General features: G+C 62.3%; 19 protein-coding genes and 1 pseudogene. 10 read left to right on the top strand and 10 right to left on the bottom strand.

Translation table 11 applies throughout. The features are described from left to right. Window positions 1-73: 73 nt before the first annotated feature. Window positions 74-565, bottom strand: coding sequence for an EF-hand domain-containing protein (locus tag ACLGGT_RS11705; RefSeq protein ID WP_437196208.1), 492 nt, complete (start codon window positions 563-565; stop codon window positions 74-76). Window positions 566-789: 224 nt separating this feature from the next. Between ACLGGT_RS11705 and ACLGGT_RS11710 the strand changes: the two genes are divergently transcribed. Together ACLGGT_RS11710 and ACLGGT_RS11715 are read left to right on the top strand one after the other, a co-directional pair. Continuing rightward, window positions 790-1,179, top strand: a complete 390-nt coding sequence (locus ACLGGT_RS11710; RefSeq protein ID WP_008279809.1) for a DUF983 domain-containing protein — start codon at window positions 790-792, stop codon at window positions 1,177-1,179. Between the two features lie 21 nt (window positions 1,180-1,200). Next, window positions 1,201-1,893, top strand: a complete 693-nt coding sequence (locus tag ACLGGT_RS11715) for an NUDIX hydrolase (RefSeq protein WP_437196210.1) — start codon at window positions 1,201-1,203, stop codon at window positions 1,891-1,893. A gap of 214 nt (window positions 1,894-2,107) precedes the next feature. On the opposite strand, the gene ACLGGT_RS11720 is transcribed toward ACLGGT_RS11715, so the two are convergent. Further along, on the bottom strand, window positions 2,108-3,010 hold the full coding sequence (locus ACLGGT_RS11720) for an EamA family transporter (RefSeq protein WP_437197413.1): 903 nt from the start codon (window positions 3,008-3,010) through the stop codon (window positions 2,108-2,110). 33 nt (window positions 3,011-3,043) lie between these two features. After that, window positions 3,044-4,060 carry a ribose-phosphate pyrophosphokinase gene (locus tag ACLGGT_RS11725; protein WP_037297258.1) on the bottom strand — a complete coding sequence of 339 codons (1,017 nt, stop codon included), beginning with the start codon at window positions 4,058-4,060 and terminating at the stop codon, window positions 3,044-3,046. A 102-nt stretch (window positions 4,061-4,162) separates the two neighbouring features. Here ACLGGT_RS11725 and ACLGGT_RS11730 point away from each other — a divergent pair. After that, window positions 4,163-4,761: pseudogene (locus tag ACLGGT_RS11730) on the top strand (2-hydroxychromene-2-carboxylate isomerase). Then, window positions 4,724-5,578 (top strand): alpha/beta fold hydrolase, encoded by an 855-nt coding sequence (locus ACLGGT_RS11735; protein ID WP_437196211.1) that lies wholly within the window; start codon window positions 4,724-4,726, stop codon window positions 5,576-5,578. Before ACLGGT_RS11730 ends, ACLGGT_RS11735 begins: the two are co-directional and overlap by 38 nt. 58 nt (window positions 5,579-5,636) lie before the next feature. On the opposite strand, the gene ACLGGT_RS11740 is transcribed toward ACLGGT_RS11735, so the two are convergent. Both ACLGGT_RS11740 and ACLGGT_RS11745 read right to left on the bottom strand, forming a co-directional pair. Then, the gene (locus ACLGGT_RS11740; protein ID WP_437197414.1) at window positions 5,637-7,562 is read right to left on the bottom strand and encodes a hypothetical protein; all 1,926 of its coding nucleotides are present in this window, start codon (window positions 7,560-7,562) and stop codon (window positions 5,637-5,639) included. Beyond that, on the bottom strand, window positions 7,477-8,505 hold the full coding sequence (locus tag ACLGGT_RS11745) for a hypothetical protein (protein ID WP_437196213.1): 1,029 nt from the start codon (window positions 8,503-8,505) through the stop codon (window positions 7,477-7,479). The genes ACLGGT_RS11740 and ACLGGT_RS11745 overlap by 86 nt, the downstream gene beginning before the upstream one ends. Window positions 8,506-8,671: 166 nt before the next feature. Between ACLGGT_RS11745 and ACLGGT_RS11750 the strand changes: the two genes are divergently transcribed. Then, entirely contained in the window at window positions 8,672-9,172 is a 501-nt protein-coding gene (locus ACLGGT_RS11750) for a L,D-transpeptidase family protein (protein ID WP_437196214.1), read from the top strand. A 3-nt stretch (window positions 9,173-9,175) separates the two neighbouring features. Here ACLGGT_RS11750 and ACLGGT_RS11755 read toward each other — a convergent pair whose 3' ends face one another. Then, entirely contained in the window at window positions 9,176-9,565 is a 390-nt protein-coding gene (locus ACLGGT_RS11755; protein ID WP_151978468.1) for a YbhB/YbcL family Raf kinase inhibitor-like protein, read from the bottom strand. An 81-nt stretch (window positions 9,566-9,646) separates the two neighbouring features. After that, the gene (locus tag ACLGGT_RS11760; RefSeq protein ID WP_437197415.1) at window positions 9,647-10,300 is read right to left on the bottom strand and encodes a YggS family pyridoxal phosphate-dependent enzyme; all 654 of its coding nucleotides are present in this window, start codon (window positions 10,298-10,300) and stop codon (window positions 9,647-9,649) included. Window positions 10,301-10,412: 112 nt separating this feature from the next. Between ACLGGT_RS11760 and ACLGGT_RS11765 the strand changes: the two genes are divergently transcribed. Next, window positions 10,413-10,916, top strand: a complete 504-nt coding sequence (locus ACLGGT_RS11765) for a DUF3576 domain-containing protein (RefSeq protein ID WP_008279819.1) — start codon at window positions 10,413-10,415, stop codon at window positions 10,914-10,916. Here the strand turns inward: ACLGGT_RS11765 and ACLGGT_RS11770 are convergent. Further along, complete coding sequence (locus ACLGGT_RS11770; RefSeq protein ID WP_008279820.1) at window positions 10,897-11,535, bottom strand: cation transporter; 639 nt, start codon at window positions 11,533-11,535, stop codon at window positions 10,897-10,899. The genes ACLGGT_RS11765 and ACLGGT_RS11770 overlap by 20 nt on opposite strands. A gap of 74 nt (window positions 11,536-11,609) precedes the next feature. Between ACLGGT_RS11770 and ACLGGT_RS11775 the strand changes: the two genes are divergently transcribed. Next, window positions 11,610-12,062, top strand: coding sequence for a MerR family transcriptional regulator (locus ACLGGT_RS11775; protein WP_008279821.1), 453 nt, complete (start codon window positions 11,610-11,612; stop codon window positions 12,060-12,062). Here the strand turns inward: ACLGGT_RS11775 and ACLGGT_RS11780 are convergent. Then, on the bottom strand, window positions 12,023-13,264 hold the full coding sequence (locus ACLGGT_RS11780) for a glycosyltransferase (protein WP_422002506.1): 1,242 nt from the start codon (window positions 13,262-13,264) through the stop codon (window positions 12,023-12,025). The two genes, ACLGGT_RS11775 and ACLGGT_RS11780, sit on opposite strands and share 40 nt — an antisense overlap. Window positions 13,265-13,413: 149 nt before the next feature. Between ACLGGT_RS11780 and leuS the strand changes: the two genes are divergently transcribed. From leuS to holA, 3 genes are read left to right on the top strand one after another with little or no spacing between them, the layout of a single operon-like run. Next, window positions 13,414-15,957, top strand: coding sequence for a leucine--tRNA ligase (leuS, locus tag ACLGGT_RS11785; RefSeq protein WP_437196216.1), 2,544 nt, complete (start codon window positions 13,414-13,416; stop codon window positions 15,955-15,957). After that, on the top strand, window positions 15,944-16,435 hold the full coding sequence (gene lptE / locus ACLGGT_RS11790) for an LPS assembly lipoprotein LptE (RefSeq protein WP_437196218.1): 492 nt from the start codon (window positions 15,944-15,946) through the stop codon (window positions 16,433-16,435). The genes leuS and lptE overlap by 14 nt, the downstream gene beginning before the upstream one ends. Further along, window positions 16,432-17,460, top strand: a complete 1,029-nt coding sequence (gene holA / locus ACLGGT_RS11795; RefSeq protein WP_151978479.1) for a DNA polymerase III subunit delta — start codon at window positions 16,432-16,434, stop codon at window positions 17,458-17,460. The genes lptE and holA overlap by 4 nt, the downstream gene beginning before the upstream one ends. Before the next feature lie 182 nt (window positions 17,461-17,642). Here the strand turns inward: holA and ACLGGT_RS11800 are convergent, their stop codons facing one another. Continuing rightward, window positions 17,643-18,872 (bottom strand): sulfotransferase domain-containing protein, encoded by a 1,230-nt coding sequence (locus ACLGGT_RS11800; protein WP_437196220.1) that lies wholly within the window; start codon window positions 18,870-18,872, stop codon window positions 17,643-17,645. Between the last annotated feature and the right edge of the window lie 108 nt (window positions 18,873-18,980).

The following is an 18,980-nucleotide window of genomic DNA, read 5'->3' on the forward strand; positions in this document are numbered from 1 at the left end:
ACCCTTTAGCGTATCCTTCGGATCGGCCCCTGACCAGAGGCCCGGCGCGGGGGTATCCCCGCGCCGCAAGATGTTACTCGCTGGCCTTATTGTCTTTCATCATGCCGTGATGCTTGCCGTGCTGGGCGCGCATCTGGGAAAACTCTTCCTCGGAAATCGCGCCATCGCCATCGGCGTCCATCTTTTCGAACATTTTGCCCTTGTTGCGCGCCTGCATCTCGTCGGGGCTGAGCATGCCATCGCTGTTGGCATCGTGCCGCTCAATCATGTGATCGGCATAGGCGGCCATGCGCTCGGCCTGACGTTCAGTCATGCGGGCGACCAGCTCGTCCTTGGACAGGGCCCCGTCGCCATCGCTATCGGCACCTTCGAACCGCGCCTGCATGTGGTTGGCCATCTCTTCTGGCGTGATCTTGCCATCGGCATCGGCGTCCAGCTCTTCAAAGCTGTGCTGCATGCCCATGCCTTTGCCCATCTTGCCCTTGTGGCTGTCGGCCTGTGCCACGCTGAGCCCACCGGCCAGAATCGCCGCTGTCAGGCCCACCATCAGAACTGTCTTTTGCATTATCGTCTCTCCCTCAGGGATTTGATGCCTTGTCGTGAAGCGCCCGGATCGTTGGGGCGTTTCTAAGGTCTCTTACGCGGGGCGCGGGCCGCTCCGTCGCAAGGGATGAAATTTTTTGCAGACGCGGTGCAGGCTTTGCGACATCGCGCCGCAAGGACGGTCTGTCATCTTTCCTCTATGTCCCGCGTGCGCCATGTTTGCGCAAACGCAAAGCGAGGCTTCTCATGGGCGATACGACGATGACACAGACTGACCGCGCCCTTTGGCCTGCGGTGCGCCGGGGGTTTTCCCGGAAATGCCCGAACTGTGGCAGTGGCCCGCTTCTGAGCAGCTATCTCAAGCTGCGCGATACCTGCCCTGTGTGCCGCGAGGATCTGAGCCATGCGCGCGCTGATGATGGCCCGGCCTATCTGACGATTCTGATCGTGGGGCATCTGATGGCACCGCTGCTGCATATTGCCTTTGTACAGTTCCGGCCCGAGCCTTTGGTGCTGTTCACGATATTCGCTATTGGCACCATCGCGCTGTCGCTCTACCTTTTGCCCCGATTGAAGGGGGCCATTGTGGCCTTTCAATGGGCGCGGCTGATGCATGGGTTCAAAGAGAGCCACTAGCCCCGCCGCAAAGGGGCAGGCATGAGCGCAATCGACAAGACCGCTATTCGAGACGCCGCAACCGTCATTGTGCTGCGTGATCCAGAGCGGCCGCATGTTCTGATGGGGCAGCGCGGGGCCGAAGCGGCGTTTATGCCCAACAAATTCGTCTTTCCCGGAGGGGCGGTGGATGCGGGCGATGCCGAAATTCCGCTTGTGCGCCCCTTGCCGCCGCTTTGCGCTGCGCGCCTGACCGAGGATTGTGAGCGCGATCTGAGCCATGCGATTGCCGCCGCCGCCATCCGCGAGTTGTGGGAAGAAACTGGTTTGGCGCTTGGAATGCCCGGCGCATGGCCGGGTGATGTGCCCGGTGATTGGCAAGGCTTTGCCGCGCGCGGTCTGGTGCCGGTGGCCGATCAGCTGCAATTCGTGTTTCGCGCCATCACCCCGCCGGGGCGTCCGCGCCGGTTCGATGCGCGGTTCTTTTTGGTGCATGCCGAGGCGTTGGCGGGGGACCCGGATGATTTTTCCGCTGCCTGCGAAGAATTAAGCCACTTGCAGTGGATTCCCCTGGAAGAGGCGCGCCGGTTTGATCTGCCGTTCATCACCGAGGTGGTGCTGGCAGAGGTCACGGCGCGGGCGCATGACCGCAATCCGCCTGTATCGGTGCCGTTCTTTCGCAATGATGACGAAGAGAGCCTGTTCTTGCGGCTGAAGGGCGCGGCGTCTGGGTGACGTGGGACCTCCCCGAGTTTCCTCTTGCGCGGAATCAAGGTGCCGCAGGCACCGCCGCGCGGCGCCCGACCGCCCCCCGGGCGGGCGCCTTTGCAGCGGCTCATCTCATTGAACCCGCGGAATACTTGGCAGGCATAAACTGCCCATCACTTCTGTTGCAGCGCCCTCCCGCGGTCGGGCACCGCGCGGCTTAACGCTAGGGGCCAAACGCACCTTACCTAAGCGCCACCACCGCGATCACCGAGAGCGTGATCAGCGCAATGCCCCAGCCCTCGCGCCGGGTGATGCGCTCGCCAAAGAAAAGCACCGAGGCGAAGAGCGAAAAGATCACCTCGACCTGTCCGACCGCAAAGACCATCGCCGCGTTTTGGAGCGTGAAGGCGGTGAACCAGCAGAGGCTGCCCGCCATTCCGGTCAGCCCCATCCAGACTGCCGTGCGCCGCGCTGCGATGACGCGCCCCACCTGGCCCGGTTCGCGCCACATCAGCCAAAGCGTGAGGGCGACGGCCTGCATCACCGTCACCATCATCAGCGACAGACCGGCCCGCAATAGCGGGTCTGCGCTGGCAATCTCTAGCGTGGCACCGCGATAGCCCACGGCAGAGACCGCAAAGAACGCGCCTGAGGCCAGCCCAAGCGCTGCGGCACGATTGCCAAAGCGCCGCCACCAACGCCCTTCAAATCCCGGCGTTTCCGACAGGATCAGCACACCAATCAGCCCCAAGAGGATCGCGCCAAGGCCCAGCCACGTGATTTGATCCCCCAGAATCACAAGGCCGACAAGGGCCGTCTGCACCACTTCGGTTTTCTTGAAGGTGATGCCCACGGCGAAATTGCGCTCTGCAAAGAGCGCCACCACGCACCATGTCGCGAGAATCTGCGCCAGCCCGCCCGAAATCGCATAGGCCCAGAACAGCGGGGTGTAGCCCGGCCAAGTGGCACCGGTTGCAGCCAGATAGACCAACGAGAGCGCCACCACGAAAGGTGCTGAGTAGAAAAACCGCGCCAGCGTTGCGCCGCCTGCGCTGAGCGCGCCCATGCTCAGGTGTTTTTGCAGCATGAAACGCAGCGTCTGGAACGCTGCCGCTGCAATCGAGAGAACGATCCACGGCTCCATGCCCGTCACGCGCCGCGTTCGGGCGCGGCTGGCTTAGCCGCCAAACTGTCCCTCATAGACCGGCTCGAGCGTCGGCGTGTCAAAGAGCGACGACACGCTCGTGCCATTCCAGATGTTCAGGATGGCTTGGGCAAAGACGGGGGCTGTCGGGATGATGCGGATGTTGGGCGTGGCACGCACCGCCTCGGTGGGCAGGATCGTGTCGGTGATGACCATGGATTTCAGAACGGATTTGGTGATCCGCTCGACCGCCGGTCCAGACATGACGCCATGGGTGGTATAGGCATGTACCTCGGATGCGCCGTTTTCCATCAGCACTTCGGCCGCTTTGCACATCGTGCCGGCGGTGTCGCACATGTCGTCAACAATGATGCAGATTTTGTCTGTCACATCGCCGATCACGGTCATTTCCGCCACTTCGCCCGCCTTTTCGCGGCGCTTGTCCACGATCGAGAGAGGGGCGGTGATCCGCTTGGCCAGCTCGCGCGCGCGCGCCACACCGCCCACGTCGGGCGAGACCACCATCACATCCTGCATCCGGCCCTTGAACTGGGTCATGATGTCGAGCGCAAAGATCGGGGAAGCGTAGAGGTTATCCACCGGAATATCGAAAAAGCCCTGAATCTGCGCGGCGTGCAGGTCCATGGTCAGCACGCGTTCTACCCCGGCCTCGACGATCATATTGGCGACAAGTTTCGCCGAAATCGGCGTGCGCGCCTTGGAGCGGCGATCCTGACGGGCGTAGCCGAAATAGGGGATTACGGCGGTGATCCGCGCCGCCGACGACCGGCGCAGCGCGTCGGCCATGATCAGAAGCTCCATCAGGTTGTCATTGGCTGGGTTCGAGGTGGGCTGGATGATGAACATATCCTCGCCGCGCACATTCTCGTAGACCTCGACAAAGATTTCCTGATCGTTGAAGCGTTCGACACGGGCGTCGACCAAGCCCACATTGACCCCGCGATGCATCGACATCCGCCGGGCAATCGCCGTGGCAAGCGGCAGGTTGGCATTGCCCGAAATGAGCTTCGGTTGCGATGTGGCTGGCATGATGGGGTCCCCGGCTGTGCAATATGACAGATTCGTGATGTTGACACCGCTTAGCATGTGGTCATGCTCAGGCAAAGCGATGCAGCAAAGGAACGTGCCGAAATGGCCCATATCGACTATTATTTTTCAACCCTCTCGCCCTATGCCTATCTGGCGGGCGCGGGGTTAGAAGAGATTGCGGCGCGGCATGGGGCCAGCCTCAGCTATAAACCGCTCGATATCATGGCGCTGTTTGCGCGCACGGGCGGTGCCGCACCTGCGGACCGGCACCCCATCCGCACCGCCTATCGCAATCAGGAATTGCCGCGTCAGGCCAAGAAACGCGGTATGGCGCTGACGCTTAAACCTGCGTTCTGGCCCACCAATCCTGCGCCGTCCTCCTATGCCATTATCGCCGCGCAGGCGGCGGGGGGTGGTGATCTGGGGGGCTGGTGCAGTCCATTCTGCGGGCCTGCTGGGCGGAAGAGCGCAACATCGCCGAGGATGAGGTGATCCGCGATTGCCTTGAACGCGCCGGTTTCGATCCGGCCTTGGCGGACAAGGGATTGCTCAGCGGGGCGGAAACCTATGCCGCCAACCTCGAAGAGGCGGTGGCGGCTGGCGTGTTTGGTGCGCCCTTCTATGTGGTGGATAGCGGTCAGAGTTTCTGGGGTCAGGACCGGCTTGAGGATCTTGATCTGCATCTGGCGGGCAAGCTCTGATCCCATGCCGCAGGGGGTAAGGGGCGGGTTTCCGACCCATTGGACAGAGCTGGGCCATGGGCCTCGGCATGCCTTGGCGATCCACTGCTCGCTGTCGCATAGCGGCAGTTGGGGGCCGCTGGCGCGCGAGTTGGGCGGCGCGCTGCGCCTTACCGCGTTCGATCTGCCGGGGCATGGGCAAAGCGCGGCCTGGACCGGCGACGGTGAGATTCAGGCAGTCAGCACCGCGATGGCGGCGGGCTTGCTGGAGGCACCCACGGATATCATCGGGCATTCGTTCGGCGCGACGGTGGCGTTGCGGCTGGCGGTCGAGCGTCCGGATCTGGTGCGCACGCTGATCCTTTATGAGCCGGTGTTTTTTGCCGTGGGTCTGCACGATCAGCCCGGTTTGCGCGCAGGCCACGAGGCCGAAATGGCCGAGTATGCGGCGGGCATGGCGGCAGGGGATTTTCTGCGCGCCGCCGAAGGGTTTACCCGCGTTTGGGGCGACCGGCGCGGCTGGACCGCACTGCCTGAGGGCGCGCGCGCGGCGATGGCGGCGCAGATGCCGCTGATCGAGGCCGCGACCGATGCGCTTTATGGCGATGCGGGCGGGATGCTGTCGAGCGGCGCGTTGACGCGGATCAGCGTGCCGGTTCTGTTGATGGAGGGCAGCGCCTCGCCGGCGATCATTGCCGCGATCAATGCGGGGCTGATGGCGCGCATACCAGAGGCGCTGCGCGTGGTGGTGCAGGGCGCGGGGCATATGGGCCCGATCAGCCATGCGAGGGGCGTTGCGGAAGAGATCAAGGGGTTTCTTGGGGGGGTGCAGGGGTAACGCAGGACGGCCCAGCGATCGCGCGGCGGCGCTTCGCGCCTTGATTCCGCGCGCGGCCCTACATCAAATCACTGAGCGCCACCGCTTGACCGGGTGTGTCGGCGAATTCCACCGTTTCGACATCGACCAGCACGACCGCCCCTTGCGGTCCTTCAAGGATCACCCGCGCGCCGTCGCGCCCGATGCCATAGGTTTCGCGGTCTCCGGGCAGGATTGCCAGATCACGGCCCGCGCCGCCGTGGATGCGGTCATGGCCGCCATTGCCCACAAACACATCATCCCCGGCCGCGCCGAGCAGGATATCGGCCTTGGCCGTGCCCTCAAGCCGTGCGCCCTCTGGCCCGGCGACCTCGGTTCGGCCGTGCAGGAATGTGCCCGTCGCGCGGTCCGCATCCCATTCCGGTGCCTGCGCATTGGCCCGCATCAACGCGTCCCAGCGAGGGGTCGTATCGTCGAGATGCCGGAGCGCGCCCCAACTGCCCCATTTCGAGGGGGCGGCGACATCGACGAACGCGTTGAAAAGCGTGCCGCCTGCAGCTGTCCAGCCGCTTAGCAATTCGTCATAAAGCACGCCCATCTGTGGGCTGTAATTGAAGCCGATGAAGAACTCGGTCAGCGCGTCATTCTCGACCACGGCCCCATGCCCCACCACATGCGTGCCGCCCTCATACATCACCAGTCGCAGGCCGTGCTGGGCGGCGATCCCGGCGTGATAGGGCAGGATATCGCGCAGCAATTCCCCCAAGGAGCCCCGGCGCAGCGCCTCGGCGGCCAGATCATAGGCAAGATCATAGCGATGTGCGGCCAGATACGCCTCGGGGTCCGCGCCGAGTTCGACCGCCTTGGCGCGGGCGATGGCCGCGCTGGTGGCGATCCAGCCCTGAATGGTGCCAAGCTGATCCTCGCCGCCCAAGTCAAAGCCGAAATAGCCGGTGACGGCATAGGCGTCAAAGCGGGTGACAGGTGGCGCGGTCAACTGCCCTTGCGCAAGGGCCAGAGGGGCCATCAAGAGCGGCTCTTCCAGCCCCGGCCAGCCGGTATGGGTGCCCACGACGATCGCTAGCCGTTTTTCTTGGCCGGTGAATTCCGCGCGCCAGATATCGGCCATCTGCGCGGCGCGCAGGCCCGCGAATTGCATCCAGGCATCGTCCCCCGCCGCGTCGCCCCAGAGCGCCAGCGCTTGATCACGGGCCCAGACCGTTTGAGGAAACATGAAATTCCAGACCTCGTTGGAATATTCCACATGCGCCTTGAGGTCGGGGGCGAGATGATCGCGCAGATAGGCGGCAGAGCCCCGGATATAGCCATCATCGGCCATATGCGGCATGTTCACCCAAGGGTCAGCACCGATCTGATTGGCGAGCGCGACCATCACCTCGAGCGGCGCGCCGCGCCAGACATAGGTGGCGTCTTGGGGCAGGGGGCGATCTTCCCATGTGACCTGTGGCGCGCCATTGGTGAACATCCAGTCCATGAAGCGGATCACGCGCAGATCGGCCACTTTCTCGATCCAGAGCGGGTTGAAGATCACGCCCAAGTCATGCAGTGCCAATTGATCCTCGCGCACCACGGTGATGTCGCGCAGGGGGTCGGCCGGATCTGTCTCAAGCAGGCTGAGCGCCACCGGACCATCGCCGGGTGTCACATCGAAGCGCACCTCACGTTTGCCATAGTCATACCGGACATTATCGGCGCGGCCGACGACCCGGATCAGCCCGGTGCCCGTATAGCGCAGCACATAGCGCCCTTTCAGATGCGTGGCGGCGGCGGGCTGATCGGTCAGGATGAAGGCCTCGAGCGCCTTGGCTCCGTCGGGCAGGGCCAAGGGCCAGCCGAAGGCGTCGAGATAGCCCCCCGCCAATAACGTCTCGGTGGTGAAGGCGCCCCATTGGTCGGCGCTATGGCCGACCCAAGGGCGCGCGGTTTTCATCACATCGACGAAAGGATGCTGGCTCGACCAATCCGCGATGCCGTTCAGGCCCATGCCCAGGCTTGGGTTGGCGAGGCCTGCGCCGGATGAGATGCCTGCCGTGGCCACCGCTTGCGCCGGGGGGGCTCGCTTGGGTGGTGTCGCGCAGGCCGAGCGCTTGGGCCACTTCTTCGGTCAGGCGGGGATAGGTGTCGCGCACCAGCGGATGCAAGATGTCGGGGAGCGCAAACCCGGTCGGTGCCGGCGTTTCATAGAGCGCGCTATACGCCACGAGCGCGGCCAGAAAATATTGCGTGGCGGTGCCGTGCGGGGCGTCATCGGAATAGAGCGCTTCGACGGGCATCTCCTCTAACAGGCCGGTTTGCAGGCCGGAGAGCACGGATGAGACCGGCAGAAGCGTGATCTCGATGCCGGGGCGCGCCGCCTGCAAACCGGCCACATAATCACGAAACCAGTCGTGATAATCGCTGAGCGCGTAGCCGTGCCAGCGCCGCAGATTGCGATCCGAAGGCGGAAAGCCACGGGTAAAGCCGCCCATGTCGGGCCAGCCTTCGTAGATCACGATGCGCGCGCCGGGCCAGTCGGCGGTGGCGCGGTCGATGACCTCAAGGGTTACCGAAACCGGGCTGGCATTGTCAGGGTTGTCCCCCTCAAACGCGGCATCAGGCGATTGATATTGAATGAAATTAGCCGGCGTAATGAGCACGGTATCAGCGGCACCGCGCCGGGCTGTCACACCGTCAAAGGACCAGTTGGGGGCGATGCCCTGCGTGGCAAAGTCGCGCAGAAACCCCCATTGCCCCGACAGGGTCAGATCGCGCCCTCCTGCCTGTGCCAGTCGCGCCAGCCAGTAGGGCACATTGGTGGCCGGATCGTCGCTGAGGTGATGCACCAGAGAATTGCCAAACACATGCGCGCTGAGCGCTCCACGCTCGGCCTGCGCCGGGATGGTGCCCAGCATGAGAAGCGCCCCGATGAGGCCTATCAGATGTCGCATGGTCCGGTTCCCCCTGTCTTTGCCCCAATATAGAGGCGGCGCGCGCGTCTTGCCACCATCTGCGGTGGCCAGGGGAGAGGGGGAATTTTGAGTATTTGCACCAAGAAGAAAGCAGGGCCTGCACTTCGCGCTTGGCCCGCCCTGAGGGATCAGGCAGAAAGGGGCCATGACGCCTGATGATCTGGTTCTTACCCCACTTGGCCTGCGGTTTCGTGGGCGGCGCTATCCCTGCACCATCGGGCGTGGCGGGGTATCGGCGCGCAAGCGCGAAGGGGATGGGGCGACGCCGGTGGGCGCGCATCGCATCGTGGGGCTGCTCTATCGCCCTGACCGCATGGCGCGGCCCACCGATTGGGCGGTGCCGATCCGGCCCGGTGATCTGTGGTCGGACGATCCTGGCGACGCGGATTACAACCTTATGGTGCGCGCGCCCTATCCGCATAGCCATGAGGTGCTACGCCGCGCCGACCCGCTTTATGATCTGGTGTTGATCACCGATTGGAATTGGCCGCAGGCGGTGCGGGGGCGGGGATCGTGCATCTTTGTTCATCGTTGGCGGCGACCGGGCTATCCCACCGCAGGCTGTATCGGGCTGCGCCCCGATCACCTGCTCCATATCGCGCAGCAGATTACCTTTGGCGCGCGATTGATCGTGCCGCCGCGCTGATACCTATTCGGGATATTTTCGGCTTGCCGTGGCGCGGGCCAGAACCTTTTTGTCGGCGCGCGCTGTGGCGGTCCAGACATAGGTATGCACACCGCCCGGCGGACAGGGGCTTTTGTATTTGAAGGCTCCGAAGGGCAATTGCCCGTCGCTTCCTACCTTCAGGCGCCCGCCGCCGTGGTTGTAGTTGGGCGCATCGCGATCCTTGAGGGAGAATTCGATGGATGTGGTGCCAGCCGGAACCCCGCGCAGCACAAAGGCGGGGCTGCCGACCGTATTGGGCTTGCCGGTGCGGCAGGCAGGGATATTGCCCCAGTCAAAGGATATCGTGAATTCGGCCGCAGCCGTGGTGGCAGACAAGGCAAGAGCGGCAAGCGATAGAGATAAAAGGCGCATTGGTGTCTCCGATGCAATCCGTTTCTACCTGGAAAACACTACACCAGCGCGCCCGACCTGACAACAAATGCGCGTGTCGGCCTAGCCGTAGTCGCGTTCTCCGAAGATCGCAGAGCCAACGCGGATATGCGTGGCCCCCTGCGCAATCGCGCTCTCGAAATCGCCGCTCATGCCCATCGAAAGGCCCGAAAGCCCGTTGCGCGCCGCCATTTTCGCCAGCAGGGCGAAATGCAGGCTGGGTTCTTCTTCGACCGGGGGGATGCACATCAGCCCTTTGACCGGCAGATCGAGCGCGCGGCACTCGGCCACAAACCCATCAATCTCTTGTGGCAGAACGCCCGCCTTTTGCGGCTCTTCGCCAGTGTTGACCTGAAGGAAAAGGTCCGGGCAGCGCCCCATTTCCTGCGCCAGCCGCGCGATGCCCTGTGCGATTTTGGGGCGGTCGACGGAATGGATGGCCTGAAACATCTCCATCGCCTGCCGTGCCTTGTTGCTCTGCAAGGGGCCGATGAGATGCAAGACTATGTCGGTGTAGCGGTCCTGAAAGGCTGGCCATCGCCCGGCTGCCTCTTGCACCCGGTTTTCGCCGAACACGCGGTGTCCTTGATCCAGCACAGCGGCGACGCGCTCTGCGGGCTGCACCTTGGAGACGGCGATCAATTCCACATCCTGCGGCGCACGCCCAGCTGCGGTGCAGGCCTTGTCCATCCGTGCCCTGATTTCGCTCAGACCCATAATCGTCCTCATTCATTGCGTTGTTCTTGCATGCCACAGGGGCCACCCCCCGCACAAGTGCGCGACAGACCGTCAAACGGCTTGCCCCTTAGCCCCGGCTTGGATAGTAGGGATGGAAACAATCCCGGACGGTGCCATGACCCATTCGCGTTTCAAGATCTTCGGCCTGACGCTGGCCAGTCTCGTGCTTCTGAGCGGCTGCGGCGCGTTCCAGAATGCGACCTTGGACCCAGAGGCCATGCGCGTTAAAGGCGGCAGAGAAAGACAGGCGGCCGCGAATGAAGGCTCTCTGCTGGATTCGTTTCGTGGGGCGAGGGACACCGTCAAGGTCAACCGCTTTCTCTGGACGGCGTCTCTGCAGGTGTTGGATTTCCTGCCGATTGAGGCCGCCGATCCCTTTACCGGCGTGATTTCAACGGGCTATGGCACCCCACCGGGGGGCGGGCAGGCCTATCGCGCCACCATTCTGATCAGCGACCCGGCCCTTGACGCGCGGTCCCTCAACGTTGCGCTGCAAACGCGGGGCGGTTCGGTGGATGCCGCAACCGAGCGCGCGGTCGAGGATGCGATTCTCAACCGCGCTCGGCAATTGCGGATCAATGCGGCGCGGTTCTGAGGACCCCCTTGGCATGGCGGCGCTCTGTTAGCGCCTGCCGGATGATCTGTTGCGACGAGTTGACAAAAAGGCCCGCCATGAGCCCGGCCACGATCAGGTCGGGCCATCCGGTCTCGGTGCCCCAAACCGCAAGCGCTGCGACCATCACCGCCACATTGCCGATGGCATCGTTGCGCGAACAGAGCCAGACTGAGCGGACATTGGCATCGCCATCCTTGTAGGCCCTGAGCAAGAGCACGCTTGCAACATTCGCCATGAGGGCAAGAAACCCGATGCTGCCCATAATCTCGGCCTGTGGCACGCCCAGATAGATCACGCGATAGACGGTGCTGCCCAGCACCCACAGCCCCATCGCCATGAGGCTGAGACCCTTGAACAGCGCCGCCGTAGCCCGCACCCGGAGGCTGGCACCGATCACGGCCAAAGACAGCCCATAGGTCAGGGCATCGCCCAGAAAATCCAGCGCATCGGCCTTGAGTGCCTGCGATTGTGCGGCTTGGCCTGCGGCCATTTCCACCCCGAACATCGCGGCATTGAGGGCGATCACGATCCAGAGCCGTTGCTTGTAGGCGGCTGAGAGCCCATCGAACTGGGCCTCATGGCCACAACATCCCGCCATGCTGCACCTCCTTTGCATTTGCGTCAGGGGCAATGTAATCTCTCTAGTAACTAGAGCTTCAAGGGGGTTTCGGGATGTTTTTGTCGATTGGCGAGCTGTCGGCGCGCACGGGCGTCAAGGTGCCCACCATCCGCTATTATGAATCCCGTGGCCTGATTGCTGTGCCTCTGCGCAGTGCGGGCAATCAGCGGCGCTACGGGCGGGCAGAGCTGGAGCGGTTGGGGTTCATCCGCCATGCCCGCGATCTGGGGTTCTCACTCGAGGCGATTGCGGCGCTGATCGAGTTGCAGGATCACCCCGACCGCGGGTGTGGGTCGGCCACCCGAATCGCGCAAGGTCAGCTTGGGGCGGTGCGGGAGAAAATCCGGCGATTGCGCGCACTTGAGACCGAGTTGGCGCGCATTGCAGAGGGATGCACGGGCGAGGGGGCGGCACGCGATTGTTATGTGCTGGCGTCTTTAGCCGACCACGACCTGTGCCGCCGGGATCACCCGGCGGAGGCCAGATCCTCGACCCAGCGAAGCTGACGCGGCAGGCAGATGCCGCGCAGATCATAGCGCGCGCGGATCAGTTCGCGCGCGGTCTTGCCCAACTGCGCCCGTGCTCCGGCATCCTCCAACAAGGCGCAAATCTCATCCACCAGCGCCTCGCGGTCAAAGAAATCCACGAGCCGCCCGGTCTCGCCATGGGTGATGACCTCGCGCACCGGGGCGGTATCGCCTGCGACTATCGCGGCGGAACAAGACATCGCTTCCATCAGGGACCAACTGAGGACAAAGGGATAGGTAAGGTAGACATGCACCCGGCTGACCTGCAAAAGCCGCAGGAACTGATCATAAGGGATGCGCCCAAGAAACCGGACCCGCGCCCAATCTTCATCTGAAATCTGCGCGCGCACCTCATCAATGAAAATCTGCTTCCATGTCTGCCCCTTGGGGGGTCGGGCCCCATAGCTCACCTCGTCCCCGCCGACAATCAGCACCGTTGCATTGGGCCGCTCGCGCAAGAGGCGGGGCAGGGCGCGCATGAAGACATGATAGCCGCGATAGGGCTCTAGATTGCGGTTTACAAAGGTGATCACCTCATCTGCGCGGGTCACGTCGCACTGCCCTTCGATGGTCAGGCGGACATCGGGCAGGGGGGCGGCCTGAACCGTGTCGATGCCATCATGGCTGACCGTGATCCGCTCGCGGAAGGGGCTGGGAAAGGTATCGGCCTGAAACTGGGTCGGGCTGATTCCGGCGTGCCCAGTCTCGAAATGCAGGTGATTGTTGATGTTCTTCATCCGGATGCGCAGGGCTTCGGCCTCGATGTTTTTTGAGGCGAATTCGGGATCGAAGTTGAGATGCGGATAGCCCGCGAGGTGATAGAGCTCGCAATACAGGCCCAGCTTGGCCGTGGGCCAGACATCGCGCAGGAAAAGCGACTCTCCCCAGCCGGGATGGGCCAGAATGAGATCGGGCGTATAGCCCTTTGCGCGCAGGTCTACCGCCGCCTGCCAGCACGCCTCGGCGCGCGTGACCTTGGTATCGAGATCGACCAGCCAGGGATGCAGGCTTTGCCCGTTACGTTTGGGCAGGGCATAGGGGATCACCTGCACGCCTTGCCATTTCATGGCCTCTTTGACCCGCAGGGTCAGCGCCACGCAGTTATGCCCCTGCTGGGCCAGAAGCGGGGCCAGATGTTTGTATTGGCCGGGAAAATTCTGATGGATAAAAAGGATTTTCATAGGTGTCCGCACTTCAAAGGTTGTTCGTGGTTATAATCAGGCGATCGGCCCACGCAAACCCCTTGCATTTTTACGCGCCCCCACTGGACCCGCGCGCGCCAACCGCCTATCACCCCCTGCAACAACCCTATCAGTAAGAGGTGCGCCCCATGTCGCGCTATGCCGCCAGTGACGTCGAAGCGAAATGGCAATCCGCCTGGGAGGCGGGCGATGTGTTTCGTGCGCGCCGCGATGAGACACGGCCGAAATATTACGTGCTGGAAATGTTCCCCTATCCGTCGGGGCGTATCCACATGGGCCATGTGCGCAATTACACCATGGGCGATGTGGTGGCGCGTTATAAGATTGCCACCGGGCATAACGTCTTGCATCCGATGGGCTGGGATGCCTTTGGCATGCCCGCAGAGAATGCGGCCATGGCGAGCGGTGGCCATCCCAAGGACTGGACCTACGCCAATATCGCCGACATGCGCGCCCAGATGAAGCCCTTGGGCCTGAGCATCGACTGGTCCCGCGAATTCGCCACCTGCGATCCGGAATACTATGGCCAGCAACAGGCGCTGTTTCTGGATTTTCTCGAACATGGGCTGGTCTATCGCAAGAATGCGGTGGTGAACTGGGACCCGGTCGATATGACCGTTCTGGCCAATGAGCAGGTGATTGACGGCAAGGGCTGGCGCTCGGGCGCGGATGTGGAGCGGCGCGAACTGACGCAATGGTTCTTCCGCATTTCGGACCACGCCGAGGATCTGCTTGAGGCGCTCGATACCCTCGACAATTGGCCCGCCAAGGTGCGGCTGATGCAGGAGAACTGGATCGGTAAATCGCGCGGGCTGCAATTTGCTTTTGGTCTGATTGACGGGCCAGAGGGGCATGACCGGGTCGAGGTGTACACCACCCGGCCCGATACGCTGATGGGGGCATCCTTTGTGGGGATTTCGCCGGATCACCCGCTGGCCAAGCGGCTTGAGGCCGAGCGCGAAGATGTGGCGGCGTTCTGCGCCGAGGCGCGCAAGGGCGGCACCACCGCCGAGGCGATCGAGAAGGCCGAGAAGCTGGGGTTCGACACCGGGCTGCGTGTGCGCCATCCCTTTGATACCGCATGGGAATTGCCGGTCTATATCGCCAATTTCATCCTCATGGACTATGGCACGGGCGCTATTTTCGGCTGTCCGGGGCATGATCTGCGCGACCATGATTTTGCGCGCAAATATGATTTGCCCATTGTCGATACCTTCCTGCCGGTCGAGGGCGACCATGACATTCAGGCGGCGCCCTATGTGCCGCTCAAATCGGAAGCTGTGCGGTATACGCGCCTGGTGGCGGGGAATGAAATTCAGACCGGCGAGACGGGTGTCAACGCCGCGATTGATTTCTGTGAGGCCAATGGCGTGGGCCAAGGTGTCACGAAATTCCGCTTGCGCGATTGGGGTCTGAGCCGCCAACGCTATTGGGGATGCCCCATTCCGGTGGTGCATTGCGACACCTGCGGCGTGGTGCCGGAAGCCAAGGAAAACCTGCCCATCCGCCTGCCCGATGATGTCACCTTTGACGCCCCCGGCAATCCGCTGGATCGGCATCCGACATGGCGCGATTGCGCCTGCCCGCGCTGTGGCGCGCCCGCGCGGCGCGAGACGGACACGATGGATACTTTCGTCGATTCAAGCTGGTATTACGCCCGCTTTACCGCGCCCCATGCCGCGACGCCCACGGATATGGCCGAGGCTGAGTATTGGATGAATGTGGACCAGTATATCGGCGGCATCGAGCACGCGATCCTGCACCTCTTGTATTCGCGGTTCTTTGCCCGCGCGATGCAGATCACCGGCCATTTGCCGCAGAAGGCGATTGAGCCCTTTGATGCGTTGTTCACCCAAGGGATGGTGACGCATGAGATTTACCAGACCCGCGATGCGGCGGGGCGCCCCGTCTATCACCTGCCCGAAGAGGTGACGGACGGCAAACTGACGGATGGTCGGGCGGTTGAAATCATCCCCTCTGCCAAGATGTCGAAATCCAAGAAGAATGTGGTCGATCCCTCGACCATTATCGCGCAATACGGGGCCGATACGGCGCGCTGGTTTGTCCTGTCTGACAGCCCGCCCGAGCGCGATGTGGAATGGACCGCCTCGGGCGCTGAGGCGGCGCATCGGCATCTGAGCCGCGTTTGGCGCATTGCCGCCGAGATCGCGGCGAGCGACGCGCCCGCCACGCCGGAGGATGACACGCTTTTGCGTGAGATGCACAAATGCATCGACGAGGTGACCAAGGGCATCGACAGTTTCGGCTTTAACGCGGCGATTGCGCGGCTTTATGCCTTTACCAACACGCTGGCGAAATCGCAGGCAGGGACGGGGGCGAAAACCACCGCCGCCCGCACGCTGGCGCAGCTTATGTCGCCCATGACCCCGCATCTGGCCGAGGATATCTGGGCGATGCTGGGCGGTGAGGGTCTGATTGCCACAGCACCTTGGCCGGTCGCCGATCCGGCCATGCTGATCGACGAGACGGTCATATTGCCCATTCAGATTAACGGCAAACGGCGGGGCGAAATCACCGTGCCGGCCGATATGCCGAAATCCGAGGTTGAAAAACTGGCGCTGGCCCACAATGCTGTGGTCAAGGCGCTGGACGGGGCCCAGCCCAAGAAGATCATCGTCGTCCCCGGACGGATCGTCAATGTCGTGGTATAGCCGCCGCTTTTTCCTGATGTCCGGCCTCGCCCTGCTGGCGGGGTGCGGTTTTGCGCCCGCCTATGGGCCGGGCGGGGCGGGTACGGCGCTGATGGGGCGGGTGGTCGTGGAGGCCCCCGATACCCGCGCGTCCTATCTCTTGACGCAAGAAATTGAGACGCGGTTGGGCAGGCCCGCCAATCCGCGCTATGCGCTGATCCCGGTCGTCACGCTGAACACGCAGGCCATGGCGATCAACCGCAATAACGTGGCATCCCGCTTTAACCTATTGGGAACAGTGGCTTATAGCTTGCGTGATCTTGAGACGGGGCTGATTGTCACCTCGAGCGAAGTCACCAGCTTTACCGGCTATTCCGCGACCGGCACGACCGTGGCGGTGCAGGCAGCGGAGCGCGACGCCGAGGCGCGGTTGATGGCGATTCTGGCGGATCAAGTGCTGACCCGCCTCTTGGCCGCAGACCTGCCTCAGCCGGAATGAAGCTCTCGCCGCGCGATGCTATCCGCTATTTCGCCAAGCCGGAGGCGCAGCGCACCGGCATCCTGATCTATGGCGCGGATGCGATGCGTGTGGCGCTCAGGCGGCAAGAGATGCTCGCGGCGCTGCTCGGCCCTACTGCGGATGCCGAAATGCGCCTGACACGTCTGCCTGCGGGCGACTTGCGCAAAGACCCGGCCGCGCTCTTGGATGCGGTCAAGGCGCAGGGGTTCTTTCCCGGCCCGCGCGCGGCCTTTGTCGAGGATGCCAATGACACCGCCGCCGATGCCATTCTTGCGGCGCTCAGCGACTGGCAGGCGGGGGATGCCCAGATCATCGTAACCGCAGGCGCGCTCAAGGCGACATCGAAAATTCGCAAGGCGTTTGAGAGCCATCCCAATGCCTATGCGGTTGGAATCTATGACGATCCCCCCAGCCGAGAGGAGATCGAGGCCACATTGGCCCGCGCCGGTTTGCGCGATGTGCCGGGGCCGGTCATGGCCGATCTGACAGCGCTGGCGCGCGATCTTGATCCGGGCGATTTTCGTCAGACCATTGAGAAGCTGGCGCTTTATAAGTTGGGGGACGCCACGCCGCTGAATGCGGCGGATATCGCCGCCTGCGCCCCTGCCTCGACCGAGGCGGATTTGGATGACATCCTCAATATCGTGGCAGAGGGGCGGTCAGCCGAGATTGGCCCGGTGATGCGGCGGTTGAAGGCGCAGGGCACCCAGCCTGTTGGCCTGTGCATCGGGGCCACGCGGCATTTTCGGGCGCTCTATACCGCTGCGTCGGACCCCGGAGGGGCGGCGCAGGGCATTGCCCGGATGCGCCCGCCCATTTTCGGGCCCCGTCGCGACCGGATGCTGCGGCAGGCGCAAGGCTGGGGCGCGGAGCGCTTGCAACAGGCACTGACGATCCTGACGGATACCGACCTCACCCTGCGCTCCGCCGGACAGCGCGCGCCCGACATGGCACTGGTCGAGCGGGCACTGATCCGGCTGGCGATGCTGGCCACGGCGCGGTGATCCGGGCGAATCTGGGTTAACAGACGGAAATTTAAGAAAATTACGGAGCGGTATCGCGGCTGTATTGCATCGGTGCGGGTTTGGGGGAAGTGTAGGGTTAAGGGGCCGGGCGGTATGCCGCGACAGATCGTACTTTTGAAGGGAGGGCCTTTGCATTCCCCCACCGGAAAGCTGGAACAGCATCAGGCTACCTTGGGTGGGAAAAAGATCGTCGATAGGCGATCGGGTTCGAGTTTGACCCTCCGACCCGGCTCCCACTTGGCTACGGTTGTTCGGGACAAGGTATGTTCCTTAAGGTTGACCTCAATTTCTCGGTCACCAACGAAATCTGCAATGGTTAGCGAAATGCCGTCTATCATGATTGACTGATTGTAAAAGAAACTGTCCATCGGAATGTCCTGAACCATAAATCGCATAACCTGCCGACTATCGACAACGCGCCGCTCCATCAGCACGGCCGTTCCAGAGGGTCTTCCCTTACCTGTTTGCCCTCCGAGTTCATCTCCAAACACTGAAATTGGTTCGAGATTTATCAGGTCTCCTACCTGCCATGAACCATCGTGACCAAAGCCATTCAATAAATTGATTTCCCAAGATAAAACGCCGTTCATGCGCGCAATTTTCAAAGGTTGAAATGCAACGCCATCATGCGCAATCAGCTCTGCGGCTCCAAGTGCATCCTGCACAGGTGAGGGGGCGTAAGTTTCAACACTTGCTGACCACTGTCCCTGCTTATCTTGCTCCGCTGCCAATACCCGACCTTGTGCATAGATGAGCCCATGAAATTCTCCGGGTAGATTTCCGTCTCGCAACGGTTGGTCAAGAATATCAGTGAGTGCGCCAAGTGATCTGGAGAAAATTTCCGAGGTCGTGTTCAGGCCCAGAAACCTTGCGAGACTGGACAAGGCCTCTGTAGGGTCGGCCACAAGATGCTCAAACCTCAAGTCTAGTGCATTGCTGAGTTGAGCCCATGACCCATTGCTACGAAGGCTTACCCTAGCCTGCGCAATCGCATGTTCTTTTTCGACTGTGGTCGCAAAATGCATGTACTCTGGATCATCGAAGAGGCGCGAGTGGGTTGCATGCCGCATGATCGCATCTGCGATGCCTGCCGCATCCCGAGAAACCCGGATCACGCGAACCCCATGCTCAAGGAATTTGGCGGCAAGCTCTTTCGACAGTTCGCCCTGCATCCGAAAAACAAGCTTCTGTGGATCCTTTTGGTCGATGACCTTATTGAAAGCGGCTGTATCCGCTCGAAGCAGCCCCCCGGGTGAAACGAAATCTCGTAAGCGTAGCAGGGTCTTTTGCCTCGCCCGCAATTCAGAATTATGGGTAATATCAAGTAAACCCAAGACCAATTTATAGACGGTGGCTTCGCCTGATTTCGTGGCACCAGATATGATTATCACCTAGTTTCCTCATATGTTTTGAATATCCGGTACAAAATGCAAACGCGGTTATGTCGAGCCGGCCTCGCCAAATAGTCCTTCTACGTCAGCGAAAAGTTTTACGATTTT

Origin of the sequence: Roseovarius sp. MS2 (assembly GCF_051447875.1) — a bacterium.
GTDB classification, from domain to species: domain Bacteria; phylum Pseudomonadota; class Alphaproteobacteria; order Rhodobacterales; family Rhodobacteraceae; genus Roseovarius; species Roseovarius mucosus_A.

Bases quoted from the DNA above. Each gene is read 5' to 3' on its own strand.
- ACLGGT_RS11710 (WP_008279809.1), top strand. From the start codon at position 790: ATGGGCGATACGACGATGACACAGACTGACCGCGCCCTTTGGCCTGCG.
- leuS (WP_437196216.1), top strand. From the start codon at position 13,414: ATGTCGCGCTATGCCGCCAGTGACGTCGAAGCGAAATGGCAATCCGCC.
- ACLGGT_RS11745 (WP_437196213.1), bottom strand. From the start codon at position 8,505: ATGCGACATCTGATAGGCCTCATCGGGGCGCTTCTCATGCTGGGCACC.
- ACLGGT_RS11725 (WP_037297258.1), bottom strand. From the start codon at position 4,060: ATGCCAGCCACATCGCAACCGAAGCTCATTTCGGGCAATGCCAACCTG.
- ACLGGT_RS11715 (WP_437196210.1), top strand. From the start codon at position 1,201: ATGAGCGCAATCGACAAGACCGCTATTCGAGACGCCGCAACCGTCATT.
- holA (WP_151978479.1), top strand. From the start codon at position 16,432: ATGAAGCTCTCGCCGCGCGATGCTATCCGCTATTTCGCCAAGCCGGAG.
- lptE (WP_437196218.1), top strand. From the start codon at position 15,944: ATGTCGTGGTATAGCCGCCGCTTTTTCCTGATGTCCGGCCTCGCCCTG.
- ACLGGT_RS11765 (WP_008279819.1), top strand. From the start codon at position 10,413: ATGGAAACAATCCCGGACGGTGCCATGACCCATTCGCGTTTCAAGATC.
- ACLGGT_RS11755 (WP_151978468.1), bottom strand. From the start codon at position 9,565: ATGCGCCTTTTATCTCTATCGCTTGCCGCTCTTGCCTTGTCTGCCACC.
- ACLGGT_RS11770 (WP_008279820.1), bottom strand. From the start codon at position 11,535: ATGGCGGGATGTTGTGGCCATGAGGCCCAGTTCGATGGGCTCTCAGCC.
- ACLGGT_RS11775 (WP_008279821.1), top strand. From the start codon at position 11,610: ATGTTTTTGTCGATTGGCGAGCTGTCGGCGCGCACGGGCGTCAAGGTG.
- ACLGGT_RS11705 (WP_437196208.1), bottom strand. From the start codon at position 565: ATGCAAAAGACAGTTCTGATGGTGGGCCTGACAGCGGCGATTCTGGCC.
- ACLGGT_RS11760 (WP_437197415.1), bottom strand. From the start codon at position 10,300: ATGGGTCTGAGCGAAATCAGGGCACGGATGGACAAGGCCTGCACCGCA.
- ACLGGT_RS11740 (WP_437197414.1), bottom strand. From the start codon at position 7,562: ATGGGCCTGAACGGCATCGCGGATTGGTCGAGCCAGCATCCTTTCGTC.
- ACLGGT_RS11720 (WP_437197413.1), bottom strand. From the start codon at position 3,010: ATGGAGCCGTGGATCGTTCTCTCGATTGCAGCGGCAGCGTTCCAGACG.
- ACLGGT_RS11780 (WP_422002506.1), bottom strand. From the start codon at position 13,264: ATGAAAATCCTTTTTATCCATCAGAATTTTCCCGGCCAATACAAACAT.
- ACLGGT_RS11750 (WP_437196214.1), top strand. From the start codon at position 8,672: ATGACGCCTGATGATCTGGTTCTTACCCCACTTGGCCTGCGGTTTCGT.